The following is a 12,831-nucleotide window of genomic DNA, read 5'->3' on the forward strand; positions in this document are numbered from 1 at the left end:
GCTCACCAGCGGCCGGAGGCCCCGCCGCCGCCGCTGGAACCGCCGCCACCGCCGAAGCCTCCACCGCCACCCCGGCCACCGAAGCCGCCCCCGCCGAAACCGCCGCCGCCGCGGAAGACGCCGGCCGGCAGCAGGAAGAAGGGGTAGGCGATGAGGGCGAAGACGAAGGCGTTGACGCCGTTGTTGACCAGCGCGGCGAAGCTGAAGGTCAGCACCAGGCTGAGCACGCCGGCCAGCACGCCGACCGCGATGCTGCAGATCACGTAGCGGCCGAAGCTGCGCTGGCGCATGAACGGCAGCGGCAGCAGGCGCCCCAGCAGCGGCACGCCGGCCAGCAGGGCGAACAGCGGCAGCAGGCTGCCGGCCGGCAGGCCCAGGTCGTCGCCCTGGGTGGCCTGTTGGGGTTCGGGCAGCGCCTCGCCGTCGATCAGCTTCTCCAGGCTGTCCACCCCGGCCTGCACGCCGCCGGCGAAATCGCCTTCGCGAAAGTGCGGGACTATCTGCTCGCGGATGATGCGCCCGGCCAGCACGTCGGTGACGGCGCCTTCCAGGCCGTAGCCGACCTCGATGCGCAGGGCGCGGTCGTCCTTGGCCACCACCAGCAGCACGCCGTCGTCCACGCCCTTGCGGCCCAGCTTCCACTGTTCGAAGGCGCGCACCGCGTACTGCTCGATGCTCTCCTCGCCGGTGCTGGGGATCATCAGCACCGCCAGTTGCGCGCCCTTGCGCTGCTCCAGCGCCGCCAACTGCTGCTCCAGCCGCTCGCGCTGCTCGGCGTCGAGGGTGGCGGTGAGGTCGGTGACCCGCGCGCTCAGCTGCGGCACGGCCACCTCGGCCCGCGCCAGGCCCGCGCAGCACAGCAGGGCCAGCGCCAGCAGCCAGGCGCGCATGCTCATTGCGCCGGTTGCGGCTGCGGCGTGCCGAAATCGACCTTGGGCGCGGTGGAGATGGCCGCCTCGTTCTCCACGCTGAAGTTGGCCTTGGGCTGGTAGCCGAAGATCTTCGCGGTGATCACCTGCGGGAACTGGCGGATCAGCACGTTGTAGTCCTGCACCGCCTTGACGTAGCGGCCGCGGGCCACGGTGATGCGGTTCTCGGTGCCTTCGAGCTGCGTCAGCAGGTCCTTGAACAGGCCGTCGGCCTTGAGCTGTGGATAATTCTCGGTGACCACCAGCAGCCGCGAGAGCGCCGAGCTGAGTTCGCCCTGGGCCTGCTGGAAGCGCTGCATGGCCGCCGCGTCGCCGAGCTGGTCGGCGTTGAGGGTGGTGCTGCCGACCCTGGCCCGGGCCTCGGTGACCTGGGTGAGCACGGCGGCCTCGTGGGCGGCGTAGCCCTTCACGGTGTTGACCAGGTTGGGCACCAGGTCGGCGCGCCGCTGGTACTGGTTGAGCACTTCGGACCAGGCCGCCTTGACCTGCTCGTCGCCGGCCTGCATGGCGTTGTAGCCGCAGCCGGTGAGCAGGGAGACGAGGACGTAGCAGCACAGGAACTTGAGCATTCGGGGCATGGCAGGGGACTCTGGCGATCGCGAAACCCCCAGTCTAGACCAGTCATGCCCCTCGGTGCGGAGCTGTATACGCACTTCAGGCCTTTCCGAGGCTTGCCGGGCATGGGGGGCGAGGCGCTAGAATCGCAACTGGTCTATACCAGGAAGCCCCGCCTTGTTCGCCACCGCCCTGGTGCTGCTCGCCGCCGTGCTCCACGCGGCCTGGAACACCCTCGTCAAATTCAGCGCCGACCGCCTGCTGGTGGTGGCCTGCATGGACCTCGTCGGCCTGCTCGTGGCCCTCGCCCTGCTGCCCTGGATCAGCCTGCCGCCGGCCGAGGTCTGGCCCTGGCTGGGCAGCGCCGTGGCCCTGCAGCTGGTCTACCGGGTGTTGCTGATCCAGGCCTACAAGGTCGGCGACCTCGGTCTGGTCTACCCGCTGATGCGCGGCCTGTCGCCGCTGGTGGTGCTGGCGCTGACGCTGCTGGTGGGTGGCGAGCAGCTCAGCGACCGGCAGGTCCTCGGCATCCTGCTGATCCCGCTGGGCATGCTGTTCCTGCTCAAGGGCGGCGGCGGTTCGCGGCTGCCCTGGATCGCCTTCCCCGTGGTGCTGCTGATGGGCCTGTGCATCGGCAGCTACACCTGGACCGACGGCCACGCGCTGAAGCGCTGGCCACAGCCGCTGGACTACCTGGTGTGGCTGACGCTGCTCTCCGGCGTGCCCTTCCCGCTGCTCGCCCTGAGCGCTCGCACCCGCGCCTTCGCGCGTTTCTGGCAGACGCAGTGGAAGCTCGGCCTGAGCGTCGGCATCTGCGTGATGGCCAGCTACGGCCTGGTGCTCTGGGCCATGCAGCTGGGCTCGGTGGCCGAGGCCGCGGCGCTGCGCGAGACCAGCGTGGTGCTGGTGGTGCTGTTCGGCATGCGCTTCCTCAAGGAGCCCTTCGGCCTGCCGCGCCTGTTGGCCTGCAGCCTGGTGTTGGCGGGGATGCTGGTAATGAAGCTCTGAAATTGGCGAACAGGCCGCGAGATTGGCCGCTTTGGCGCACGCATCCGCCCGCCGGCCACTGACGTTCGCCTATGCTTGGCGGCAACCTGCCACCTTCCCAGCCGACGAGACCTCCGTTCATGCCCATCGCCTTCTGGTGCATCCTGATCGCATTCTTCCTGCCCTACCTGGGCACCAGCATCGCCAAGTTCACCGGCGGCGGCTTCGGCCCCCGGCAGAACCACGACCCGCGCACCTTCCTGGCCGGCCTGGAGGGCTACCGCAAGCGCGCCAACGCCTTCCAACTGAACAGCTTCGAGGTCACCCCGGCCTTCGCCATCGCCGTGCTGGTGGCTTACGTGGTGGGCAATGCCGAGCCGGCGACCCTCGATACCCTGGCCATCGCCTGGCTCACCAGCCGCCTGCTCTACCTGATCTTCTACCTCGCCGACCTGGCGCTGCTGCGTTCGCTGGTGTGGTTCGTCGGCATGGCGCTGATCGCTGCCTTCTTTGTGGTCTCCGCCTGAACCGCAGCTGAACGGTTCGCGCATCGCTGCGGCGGATGGCCGCAGGCGGGCGCGCGGGCTCTGGATCAATGCCGGGCAGCGGCGGATAATCCGCCGCTCCCGTGTCTGGCCTGTCCTACAAGAGTCCGCTCATGAAGCTGAAGACCCTGCTCGTCCTGCTGTTGGCCGGTGCCGCCCTGGCCGGTTGCCACCGTCTCGATCCGAATTCCCCGCTGGCCAAGCGCCAGGCGATCTTCAAGCAGATGCTGCATGCCAGCGAGGACATGGGTGGCATGCTGCGCGGCCGCGTCGTCTTCGACGCCGAGAAATTCCGCGCCGACTCGGTCAAGCTCAACGAGCTGGCCAGCCAGCCCTGGCAGTACTTCCCCACCAGCAAGCCGACCGACGAGGGCGGCGACAGCCGCGCCAGGGACGAGCTGTGGCAGCGCCAACTGGAATTCCAGGCCGACGCCAAGACCTTCCAGCAGGCCGCCGCCGCGCTGGAGGCCAACACCCGCCAGGCCACCCCGACCACCGATGGCGTGCGCAAGGACCTGGCCGCGGTGGAAGATGCCTGCGAGGCTTGCCACAAGAAATTCCGGGCGCTTTGACGGGCGCTCCGCTTTTTGTAGGAGCGGATCTCATCCGCGAATCGCGCCGGAGATGACGGCTATCGCGGAGAAGCTCCGCTCCTACGGTCTAGGCCGGCGCGGCTTCTCGTAGGATGGCGTTGAGCGAAGCGATACCCATCAGCGCAACCGCATGGGTTTCGCAGGGGCTCAACCCATCCTACGGGACTGGTGGCCGCCGGCATGGACGCCCACCCGATGCGCGCTGACGTCTTCGCCTACGCCCCACGCGATTAAGGCACACCCCCGTAGGAGCGGGCCCTGCCCGCGATTCGCGCGCAGGGCGCGCTCCTACAGGTAGCCAGCCAGGCAACCAGCCCTGCTCTCACTCCTCCAACTCCCGCTTCGCCTGCTCCAGCTCCGCGCGGGCCTCGGCCAGCTTGTCCTTGCGCTTCTCGATCTTCTCCGCGTCGCCCTTGTTCATGGCCTTGCGCAGGTCGCTTTCGCGCTGGCTGACTTCGCGCTCGGCGTCCAGCACGCGCTGGGTGCGCTTTTGCGTCAGGTCGCCGTCGGTGCAGTAGGTGCGGGCCTTTTCCAGGGCGGTTTCCAGACCGGCGATGGCGCCCTTGTCGCCGCGGGCGCGGGCTTCTTCCAGCTTGCCGGCGATGGCCGCCTGCTTGGCGGCGCAGCCGCTCAGGGGCTGCTCGGGTTGCGCGGCGAAGGCGCCGGTGCAGAGCAGTGCGGCGAGGCTGAGGGTAATGGATCGGAACATTCTCGGGTCCTGCGTTACCAAAAGAGATATCGATGACGAACGTCTAGAGTTTGCCATTAAGCGCGCGTGTGGGGGTTGCCCCATGGCAGTCCGCGGCCTGGTCGATCCATTGGGCACGCTCCGTCGGGCGGAGCGGGGGAGGCTGGATGCGTATCGCGATTCGCCTGGTTCAGGCGCTGATCCTGCTGTTGCTGGCGGCCCTGCTGGTGGGCGCCTGGTACCTGCTGCCCGGCGAGCAGCTGCGCCCGCCGATGCTCACCGGGGTGAGCGAGGACAGCTCCCTGCGCGCCGGCGGCCTGCGCCGCGGCTACGTGCTCTACGTGCCGCCCAACCTGGCGCCGAACCCGGCGCTGCTGGTGGTGCTGCACGCCTCGCGCAGCAACGGCCAGCTGATGCGCCGCGACAGTGGCTTCGGCTTCGACGCCCTGGCCGACCGCGACGGCTTCCTGGTGCTCTACCCGGACGGTTTCGAGGGCCACTGGAACGACTGCCGCAAGGTGGCCAGCTACAGCGCGCGCACCCGCAACATCGACGACGTGGCCTTCCTCACCCGGCTGGTGCGGCGGATCCAGCGCGAGCGCCAGGTGGACCCGCAGCGGGTGTTCTTCGCCGGCTACTCCAACGGTGGGCAGATGGCCCTGCGCATGGCCGCGGAGTCCGAGCTGCCGCTGGCCGGCATCGCCCTGGTGGCGGCCAGCCTGCCGAGCGCGGCGAACGACGCCTGTAGCGAGTCGCGGCGGGCGGTGGCGGCGCTGCTGATGAACGGCACGCGCGACCCGATCAACCCCTACGGCGGCGGGCGGGTGAAGCTGTTCGGCTTCGGCGACCGCGGCGAGGTGCTCTCCAGCGAGGCTTCGGCCGGTGAGCTGGCGCGGCGCAACGGCATCAGCGCGCCGGCGCAGCGCGAGCCGCTGACGCGCCCCGGCCCGGTCTGGTCGGAGCGCTGGCAGTGGCAGGGCGAGGGAATGCCGCCGGTGGAACTGGTGAGCGTGCACGGCGGCGGCCATCTGTTGTCGCAGCCGGGCTATCGGCCGCCGCGTCTGTTCGGCATCGCCGACCCCGAGTTGGACGGGCCGGCGGAGATCTGGCGCTTCTTCAACCAGTTGCCGGTGGCTCAGACTTCCACGGTGCCGTAGGCGTCGAAGCCGCCCTTCTCGCCCGGGTAGCCGCCCGGGTTGGCCACCACGCGGGCGCGGCCGATGCGGTAGTCCAGGGCATCGTGCACGTGGCCGTGCAGCCACAGGTCGCACTGCTGCACCAGGTGCTCCAGGTCCGAGGCGAAGGCCGGCGATAGGCTGTCGCCGACGTATTGCGGCGGAATGGAGCGGGCGCTGGGCGCATGGTGGGTGACCACCACGGTCGGCCCGGCGAAGGGCTCGGCCAGCTGCGCCGCCAGCCAGTCCCGCGAGGCCTCGAACAGCTGCTGGCTGAGCGCCGGGGTGAAGGGCGCGGTGAACCAGTCGATGCAGCTGAAGTCGGGCATCAGGCGCAGCGCGCGCTGTAGCGTCAGCGGCAGGGTTTCCTCGCCGTAGAGCAGAAAGTCCGTCCACAGGGTGGCGCCGAGGATGCGCACGCCGTCGATGATCACCGCGTCGTTCTCCAGGAAGTGGATGTCCAGGGCGCGGGCCAGGTTGCGCATGGCCTGGGTCAGCTCGGGCAGGTCGGAATGGTAGAACTCGTGGTTGCCGGCGACGTAGACCACCGGCGTGTCGGGGAAGGCCTCGCGGGCCCAGTGCAGGCCCTGCAGGTGCTCATGGATGTCGCCGGCCAGCACCACCAGGTCGGCGTCCACCGCGGGCAGCTCGCGGCGGCCGCCGAAGTGCTCGTGGTGCAGGTCGGAAAGGACGCGGATACGCATGCGGGTTGTCTCCTGGCCAGGTCCGGCATTGTGCGGCACGCCCGCGGCCTTGCCCAGCGCTTGACCTGGATCATGGCAAGGCCGAACAGCGGAAAATTCCCCTATGAACTTCAGGGATGATTAAGGCCGCGCGCCCAGTCTCGGACCAGGCTCGCAATCAGGGAGGCCACATGAAGTTCATAGGAATCGTCATCGCCACCGTGTTGGCGGCGTTTGGTCTGGCGCTCGTGCTCGATCCGCCCGCCACCTTCGATATCTGGGTCCTGCGCAAGCAGGCCATCCTGCTGAGCGGCGTCGTCGCCTTCGCGCTGATGTCGCTGATCATGCTCCTGGCGGTGCGCCCGGCCTGGCTGGAGCGGCCGCTGGGCGGGCTCGACCGCATGTACCGGGTGCACCGCTGGGCGGGCATCCTGGCCATCAGCCTGGGCCTGCTGCACTACCTGCTGGAACTGGGCGGGCCGCTGCTGGCGAAGTTCGTCGCCAAGCCAGCGAAGGGGCCGCGGGTGGAGACCTTCCTCGAGCTCTTCCGCGGCTCGGCCAAGGAGCTGGGCGAGTGGTCGGCCTGGCTGCTCGCCGCCATGCTGGTGCTGACGCTCTGGCAGCGCTTCCCCTACCACCTGTGGCGCTACGTGCACAAAGCGCTGGCGCTGGTCTACCTGGTGCTGGCCTTCCATGGCGTGGTGCTGGCGCCGGCCGGCTACTGGGCGCAGCCGCTCGGCTGGCTGCTGGCGCTGTGCGCGGCGCTGGGCTCGGTGTGCGCGCTGATCGCCCTGAGCGGGCGCATCGGTCGGCGGCGCACGTACCAGGGCGTGGTGGCGGCGGTGGCGCGGCCCGGCGAGCGCATGCTGGAGGTCACCTGCCGGCTCGGCCGCAACTGGCGGCACAAGGCCGGGCAGTTCGCCTTCCTCACCTGCGACCGCCTGGAGGGGCAGCATCCCTTCAGCATTTCCAGCGCCGACCAGGGCAATGGCGAGGTGCGCTTCAGCATCAAGGCCCTGGGCGACTACACCCGGCGCCTGCAGGATGCCCTGGCGCCGGGAGATGCGGTGAAGGTCGAGGGGCCCTATGGCTGCTTCGACTTCCGCCGCGGCGGCGAGCGCCAGGTGTGGATCGCCGGCGGCATCGGCATCACGCCCTTCCTGGCCTGGCTGGAGGCGCTGCAGCAGCATCCGGCCGATGCGCCGGAAGTGGAGCTGCACTACTGCGTGCGCAGCCCCGCCGATGCCATCTACGCGGGGCGCCTGCGCGAGCTGTGCGACGGCCTGTCCAGCGTGGCGCTGAAGGTCCACTACAGCGCCGAGGAGGGCTACCTGCGCGGCGACGACCTGAGCATGGCGCCGGACGCCGACGGCCGCTGGCCGAGCCTGTGGTTCTGCGGCCCGCAGGGCCTGGCCGACCTGCTGCGGCGCGACCTCGGCCGGCGCGGCATGCCGGCGCGCAATTTCCACCAGGAAGCCTTCCGCCTGCGCTGAGGGCTCAGAAGCCGGCTACCCCGGCCGCGGCGAGTTGCGCGCCCAGGCGCTGCACCTCGTGGTCGGCAAAGAAGGCTTGCAACTGCCGGGCCCGGACTGGCCCGACACCCGGCAGCTGGCGCCAGTCGCTGGCCTGCCGGGCGCTCAGCTCGGCCCAGTCCGCGGTGGCCGGCAGGCTGTCGACCTGGGGTACGCCCAGCGCCCGCAGCCAACGCTGGAAGGGACGTTGCCGCGCGGCGCGAAACTGGGCGTGCAGGCGTTCGCCACTGTGCTCGGCGAAGCCCGGCAGTTGGCGCAGGGCTTCCGGCGGCAATTCCAGCCAGTCGAGCAGGCCGGCAATCTGGCCGGCTTCCAGCAACGTCTGCCAAGTCCCAGGCCCCACGCCTTCCAGGGCCAAACCCTGTTCTTCGCCCAGCCAGGCGAGGCGGGCGAGGAACTGTTCCTCGCAGCCGGGCGTTGCCCGCCAGCAGCTGAGCGCGTGGTAGCGCCCGGACTCCGGGGGCTCTACCGCAAGGCGCTGCGGCGAGCGCCAGACCACGCTTTCCACGCGAGGAATGGTCAGGCCGGCCAGCGCGATGGCCACCTGGTCGCCGGGGCGGATGTCCAGGGCCTGCCAGCGCCGCGTCGAGCCGAGGCTGACCTGGGCGATGCGGCGGTCGTCCAGCGTTACCGGCTGCAGCTCCAGCAGCGGCGTCACCCGTCCGGTGCGGCCGATGCGGAAATGTACCCGGCGCACCTCGGCCAGGGCCTGGCGGTAGGGGTATTTCCAGGCCAGCGCCCAGCTGGCACTGCCGGCCTGCCAGGCCTTCGCGGCGGGGCGCGAGCCCTGGCGGACGACGATGCCGTCGCTGGCGAAGGGCAGGGGGCTGCGGTACCAGTGCTCGCGCTGGCGCTGGGCGTCCTCGAAGCCCGCCACCGGCAGCGTCAGGGCTGCGCTATCAGCAAGGCCCAGCGCCTTCAGGCGCTCCAGGCGCTGCGCCATGCTTTGGGGGCCGTGCGGCAACTCCCAGACGAACAGGCCGACCTGCGAAACCTGTTTGCCCGGCGCGCTGCGCGCCATCAGCCCGGCGACCTTGCCGCGGGCGCCGAGGCCGCCCCTTTGCGCCTGCACGTGGCCCGGCAGGCGCCAGTAGAGTTCGCCCTGCAACACCAGCCGGCCCGCGGCGGGCAGACGTTGCGGCACGGCCGGCAGGCGGCGGGCGTTGGCGGTCCAGTCCTGGCCGTGGAGTCCATCGCCGCGGCTGATGGCCTGGACCAGTTCACCGTCCTGGTAGACCAGCGTCACGGCCACGCCATCGATCTTGGGCTGCACCCAGAGGTCCTCGCGCCCGGCCATCCACTGGCGGACTTCGCTGGCGTCGGCGGCCTTGTCCAGGCCGGTATGGGCCGCGGGGTGACGCAGCTTGCCGCGGCTGGCCGGCAGCGGCGGGGGCGGCTCGATGGCGAGCTGTGGATAACAGCCGCGCCAAAGGCTGAAGCGCTGCCGGGCCTGGTCGTAGAGTTCGTCGGCGATCGGGCTTTCGCCGCGCTGGTGGTAGGCCTGGTCCCAGGCTTCCAGCTGCTGGCGCAGGCCCAGCAGTTCTTCGCGGGCGCGCTGTTCAGGCCAGCCGGGGCAGGCCAGGGATAGGGTGGGGAGAAGCAGCAGGGCTGAGGCGAGCAGGGCTTTCATCGGCGGGCTTCCTTGCGCCTGGAGGGGGTTCCAGGCTAGGTGCGCCGCCGCCGCGAAGGGGCCGGGTGGGCTGTGGGAGGTTTCTGGGATGTGGCTTCATTGCGAACAGCGCTTTGTGGATGGATTCCGGGAGCGTCGGGATTTCACTTCACGCCGAACGGTCCCCTCTCCCGCTTGCGGGGGAGGGTTAGGGAGGGGGAGCGGAGTCAGGGTTGGCAGAGGTGTGTGGGCGAAGTCCGCAACCCTCACCCCAGCCCTCTCCCAGAGGGAGAGGGGGCCGTTCGGCGTGAGTGGATAACGCAGTATCAGCCGGCGGGTTCGTAGGGCGTATAACCGTTCGCGGTTATACGCCGTTGGCCAGTGCGCCGATGTCATCATGACTGTAGGAGCGAGCTTGCTCGCGAACGGGGTTTGCCGGGGTGCAGGTGTTGGGGTGAAGAGCGCCCTCTCCCCAGCCCTCTCCCTGAAGGGAGAGGGGGCTGTTCGGAGTGGGAGGGGAATCTAGAGTCATCCTGAAACTCCTTATCTCCCTCGTCATTCCCGCGAATGCGGGAACCCAGTGACGGACGGTTCGCGAGCAAGCTCGCTCCTACGAAAAGCAAAAGCAAAAGCGCGTTTGCTCTTGGACTTCCAGAGAAACATCCGCGCGCACCGAAACGCCCCTTCAGAAGGCCGAGCGAAACCCGCGCTCAGGAGGTCATGCGACATGGATGTCGCGAGAGCCCCGCGGGCTACAGGGACGTACCCTCGGGGCGGGCCTCCGTGGCGGGGGAATTCGCGAGAGTAGCCCGGCTTTATCGGGCCCGTATGTTGGGGCAAGCCTTTTTGGTTCCTTTTGTGGCGTTTGACAAAAGGGACTCGCCCGAGGGGGCGAAACAAGAAACATCAACGCACTCGGAGCGGCGCGCTACACCGAGCAAGAAGGCAGCTGGGTTCCCGCGTTCGCGGGAATGACGGGGTTAGGTTGGGCGCGCAGGACCAAGAGCCGCAAGCGAAGCCCAAGCCCCACCCCATATGAAAAATGCCGTTTCCCCCAACCAGAGAAACGGCATTCTTTCTTACCGTGAACAGCCCGCCGGAGCAGGGCTATTCCGTCGGGCGAACCTTACAGGCCAGCCGCGTCACGCAGGGCGGCAGCCTTGTCGGTGCGCTCCCAGGTGAAGGCGGTGAAGGTATCGTCACCGTAGGTCAGCTCATACGGGTTGCGGCCGAAGTGACCATAGGCCGCAGTGGGCTGGTACATCGGATGCAGCAGGTCGAGCATCTTGGTGATCGCGTACGGACGCAGGTCGAAGTGCTCGCGAACCAGCTGGACGATCTTCTCGTCGCTGATCTTGCCGGTGCCGAAGGTGTTCACCGAGATGGAGGTCGGCTGGGCCACGCCGATGGCGTAGGACACCTGGATCTCGCAACGCTCGGCCAGGCCGGCGGCAACGATGTTCTTGGCCACGTAGCGGCCGGCGTAGGCAGCCGAACGGTCGACCTTGGACGGGTCCTTGCCGGAGAAGGCGCCGCCGCCGTGGCGGGCCATGCCGCCGTAGGAGTCGACGATGATCTTGCGCCCGGTCAGGCCGCAGTCGCCCACCGGGCCGCCGATGACGAAGTTGCCGGTCGGGTTGATGTGGAACTGGGTGTCCTTGTGCAGCAGCTCGGCCGGCAGCACGTGCTTGATGATCAGCTCCATCACGCCTTCGCGCAGGTCGGCGTAGGAGACGTCCGGGTTGTGCTGGGTGGACAGCACGATGGCGTCGATGCCCACCACCTTGCCGCCTTCGTAGCGGCAGGTGACCTGGCTCTTGGCGTCCGGGCGCAGCCACGGCAGCAGGCCGGACTTGCGCGCTTCGGCCTGGCGCTCGACCAGGCGGTGGGAGAAGCAGATCGGCGCCGGCATCAGCACGTCGGTCTCGTTGCTGGCGTAGCCGAACATCAGGCCCTGGTCGCCGGCGCCCTGGTCTTCGGGCTTGGCGCGGTCGACGCCCTGGTTGATGTCCACCGACTGCTTGCCGATGATGTTCAGCACGCCGCAGGTGGCGCCGTCGAAGCCGACGTCGGAGCTGTTGTAGCCGATGTCGATGATGACCTTGCGCACCAGGTCTTCGAGGTCGACCCAGGCCGAGGTGGTGACTTCGCCGGCGATGATGGCGACGCCGGTCTTCACCAGGGTCTCGCAGGCCACGCGGGCGTACTTGTCCTTGGCGATGATGGCGTCCAGCACCGCGTCGGAGATCTGGTCGGCGATCTTGTCCGGATGGCCTTCGGATACGGATTCGGAGGTGAAAATCGAGTATTCGCTCATCTAACGGTTCCTGTCTTTACCGGTGGGTGAGGACGCTTCGCGAATCCGGCTTGGCGAAATGCCGCACCTGGATCTGAAAGCCATTACGTAAACCAATGTACAAGCTCTCGCCGGGGGCGAGCCCCGCGGCATCGGCCCAAAGGGCCAGGTCTTCCTGTTCGAACCCCAGCCAGAGGTCCCCGCAGGCTTCGCGGGCCCAGCTCTGGTCGTGGCTGCACAGTTCGGTCACCAGCAGGCTGCCGCCCGGCTTCACCAGGCGCGCCAGCTGGCGCAGGGCCTCGGCGGGCGCCGCGAAATGGTGCAGCACCATGTTCAGCACCACGCAGTCGGCCGGCTCGGCGGCGTCCTGCAGGGCGTCGGCCAGGTCCAGCCGCACGTTCGTCAGCCCTGCCTCCAGGCAGCGCCGGCGGGCCAGGTCGAGCATGGCCACGCTGTTGTCCAGCGCGGTCACCCGCGCGAAGCGCCGGGCCAGCTCGGGGAGGAACCCGCCGTCGCCGGGGCCGACTTCCAGCGCCGTGGCGCCGGGGGCGAAGCTCAGTGCGTCGAGCAGCGCCAGAACACTTTCACGGTATTGCGGCAGCCCCGCGATCAGGTCCTGCGTGGCCTGGAACTTCTCTGCGCTGCGGGCGAAGTAGTCGCGGCTCACCGCGGCGCGCTGGGCATGCACCGCGGCGACGCGGGCGTCCACCTCGGGCGGCAGCGCCAGCTCGTCCACTTCCGCCAGCAGCGCCCCGTGCAGCTTGCCGCCGAGGCTGTCGGCCTGGGGCAGGGCGCGGCGGTAGAAGATCGCGTTGCCTTCGCGGCGAGTCGCCACCAGGCCGGCCTGGGCCAGCACCTTCAAGTGGTGACTCATGCCCGACTGGCGGATGGCGAAGATCTGCGCCAGCTCCAGCACACCGAACGAATCGTTGGCCAGCACCCGCAGCACGTTCAGCCGCAGCGGGTCGCCGCCGGCCTTGCACAGCGCGGCCAGCTCGTCGCAGGCATCGTGGCGGATCAGGGGCATGCGCAGGCTCATAGGGGGCGGAGTCTAGAGGCCTGGGGCGATGGTGGCAACGGCTGTATCAAAAAGTTTTGATATTGGAGACGGAAGGTCGCGGCAACGCCAGGACTGCAGGAGCGAGCTTGCTCGCGAACCGGGCTGGCACGGCGCTTGTTCGCGAGCCAGCTCGCTCCTACCAAAGGCGGCTCGCGCCAGAAACCTGCCGCCTGTAGCCT

Annotated in this window: 12 protein-coding genes and 1 pseudogene; 6 read left to right on the forward strand and 7 right to left on the reverse strand. The window is 69.2% G+C overall.

What is annotated here, in order from left to right; genetic code table 11:
- Positions 1-2 precede the first annotated feature (2 nt).
- Both M8R19_RS18380 and M8R19_RS18385 read right to left on the reverse strand, forming a co-directional pair.
- Positions 3-890 (reverse strand): TPM domain-containing protein, encoded by an 888-nt coding sequence (locus tag M8R19_RS18380; protein WP_249918531.1) that lies wholly within the window; start codon positions 888-890, stop codon positions 3-5.
- A 2-nt stretch (positions 891-892) separates the two neighbouring features.
- Positions 893-1,507, reverse strand: coding sequence for a LemA family protein (locus M8R19_RS18385; RefSeq protein WP_009613681.1), 615 nt, complete (start codon positions 1,505-1,507; stop codon positions 893-895).
- A 154-nt stretch (positions 1,508-1,661) separates the two neighbouring features.
- On the opposite strand from M8R19_RS18385, the gene M8R19_RS18390 reads away from it, so the two are divergent.
- The 4 genes and pseudogenes from M8R19_RS18390 to M8R19_RS18405 form a co-directional block, all read left to right on the forward strand.
- Entirely contained in the window at positions 1,662-2,492 is an 831-nt protein-coding gene (locus M8R19_RS18390) for an EamA family transporter (RefSeq protein WP_074985427.1), read from the forward strand.
- Positions 2,493-2,611: 119 nt separating this feature from the next.
- A complete protein-coding gene (locus M8R19_RS18395) occupies positions 2,612-2,998 on the forward strand; it encodes an MAPEG family protein (RefSeq protein WP_249918532.1) in 387 nt (128 codons plus the stop codon).
- Positions 2,999-3,129: 131 nt separating this feature from the next.
- Positions 3,130-3,588 (forward strand): c-type cytochrome, encoded by a 459-nt coding sequence (locus M8R19_RS18400; RefSeq protein ID WP_074985423.1) that lies wholly within the window; start codon positions 3,130-3,132, stop codon positions 3,586-3,588.
- Between the two features lie 186 nt (positions 3,589-3,774).
- Positions 3,775-3,843: pseudogene (locus M8R19_RS18405) on the forward strand (hypothetical protein); the annotation flags it as partial.
- Positions 3,844-3,931: 88 nt separating this feature from the next.
- On the opposite strand, the gene M8R19_RS18410 reads toward M8R19_RS18405, so the two are convergent.
- A complete protein-coding gene (locus tag M8R19_RS18410; RefSeq protein WP_249918533.1) occupies positions 3,932-4,318 on the reverse strand; it encodes a DUF1090 domain-containing protein in 387 nt (128 codons plus the stop codon).
- A gap of 146 nt (positions 4,319-4,464) precedes the next feature.
- Here M8R19_RS18410 and M8R19_RS18415 point away from each other — a divergent pair, with 146 nt between their 5' ends.
- A complete protein-coding gene (locus tag M8R19_RS18415) occupies positions 4,465-5,454 on the forward strand; it encodes a CE1 family esterase (RefSeq protein WP_249918534.1) in 990 nt (329 codons plus the stop codon).
- On the opposite strand, the gene M8R19_RS18420 is transcribed toward M8R19_RS18415, so the two are convergent.
- Positions 5,433-6,176, reverse strand: coding sequence for a metallophosphoesterase (locus M8R19_RS18420; RefSeq protein WP_249918535.1), 744 nt, complete (start codon positions 6,174-6,176; stop codon positions 5,433-5,435). The genes M8R19_RS18415 and M8R19_RS18420 overlap by 22 nt on opposite strands.
- Positions 6,177-6,346: 170 nt before the next feature.
- Here M8R19_RS18420 and M8R19_RS18425 point away from each other — a divergent pair, with 170 nt between their 5' ends.
- Positions 6,347-7,648: a ferredoxin reductase family protein gene (locus M8R19_RS18425; RefSeq protein ID WP_249918536.1), complete on the forward strand. Its 1,302-nt coding sequence runs from the start codon at positions 6,347-6,349 to the stop codon at positions 7,646-7,648.
- Between the two features lie 4 nt (positions 7,649-7,652).
- On the opposite strand, the gene ligB is transcribed toward M8R19_RS18425, so the two are convergent.
- The 3 genes from ligB to M8R19_RS18440 form a co-directional block, all read right to left on the reverse strand.
- The gene (ligB, locus tag M8R19_RS18430; protein WP_249918537.1) at positions 7,653-9,317 is read right to left on the reverse strand and encodes an NAD-dependent DNA ligase LigB; all 1,665 of its coding nucleotides are present in this window, start codon (positions 9,315-9,317) and stop codon (positions 7,653-7,655) included.
- 1,105 nt (positions 9,318-10,422) lie between these two features.
- Entirely contained in the window at positions 10,423-11,613 is a 1,191-nt protein-coding gene (gene metK, locus M8R19_RS18435) for a methionine adenosyltransferase (protein ID WP_058070747.1), read from the reverse strand.
- 16 nt (positions 11,614-11,629) lie between these two features.
- Positions 11,630-12,631 carry an ArsR/SmtB family transcription factor gene (locus M8R19_RS18440; RefSeq protein WP_043313171.1) on the reverse strand — a complete coding sequence of 334 codons (1,002 nt, stop codon included), beginning with the start codon at positions 12,629-12,631 and terminating at the stop codon, positions 11,630-11,632.
- Positions 12,632-12,831: the final 200 nt, after the last annotated feature.

Origin of the sequence: Pseudomonas sp. R3.Fl (genome assembly GCF_023516765.1) — a bacterium.
Lineage (GTDB): Bacteria > Pseudomonadota > Gammaproteobacteria > Pseudomonadales > Pseudomonadaceae > Pseudomonas > Pseudomonas citronellolis.

What these genes read in the sequence shown, in the direction of transcription:
- M8R19_RS18420 (WP_249918535.1), bottom strand. Translation starts at nt 6,176, where the DNA reads ATGCGTATCCGCGTCCTTTCCGACCTGCACCACGAGCACTTCGGCGGC.
- M8R19_RS18415 (WP_249918534.1), top strand. Translation starts at nt 4,465, where the DNA reads ATGCGTATCGCGATTCGCCTGGTTCAGGCGCTGATCCTGCTGTTGCTG.
- M8R19_RS18440 (WP_043313171.1), bottom strand. Translation starts at nt 12,631, where the DNA reads ATGAGCCTGCGCATGCCCCTGATCCGCCACGATGCCTGCGACGAGCTG.
- metK (WP_058070747.1), bottom strand. Translation starts at nt 11,613, where the DNA reads ATGAGCGAATACTCGATTTTCACCTCCGAATCCGTATCCGAAGGCCAT.
- M8R19_RS18385 (WP_009613681.1), bottom strand. Translation starts at nt 1,507, where the DNA reads ATGCCCCGAATGCTCAAGTTCCTGTGCTGCTACGTCCTCGTCTCCCTG.
- M8R19_RS18380 (WP_249918531.1), bottom strand. Translation starts at nt 890, where the DNA reads ATGCGCGCCTGGCTGCTGGCGCTGGCCCTGCTGTGCTGCGCGGGCCTG.
- M8R19_RS18410 (WP_249918533.1), bottom strand. Translation starts at nt 4,318, where the DNA reads ATGTTCCGATCCATTACCCTCAGCCTCGCCGCACTGCTCTGCACCGGC.
- M8R19_RS18400 (WP_074985423.1), top strand. Translation starts at nt 3,130, where the DNA reads ATGAAGCTGAAGACCCTGCTCGTCCTGCTGTTGGCCGGTGCCGCCCTG.
- ligB (WP_249918537.1), bottom strand. Translation starts at nt 9,317, where the DNA reads ATGAAAGCCCTGCTCGCCTCAGCCCTGCTGCTTCTCCCCACCCTATCC.
- M8R19_RS18425 (WP_249918536.1), top strand. Translation starts at nt 6,347, where the DNA reads ATGAAGTTCATAGGAATCGTCATCGCCACCGTGTTGGCGGCGTTTGGT.
- M8R19_RS18395 (WP_249918532.1), top strand. Translation starts at nt 2,612, where the DNA reads ATGCCCATCGCCTTCTGGTGCATCCTGATCGCATTCTTCCTGCCCTAC.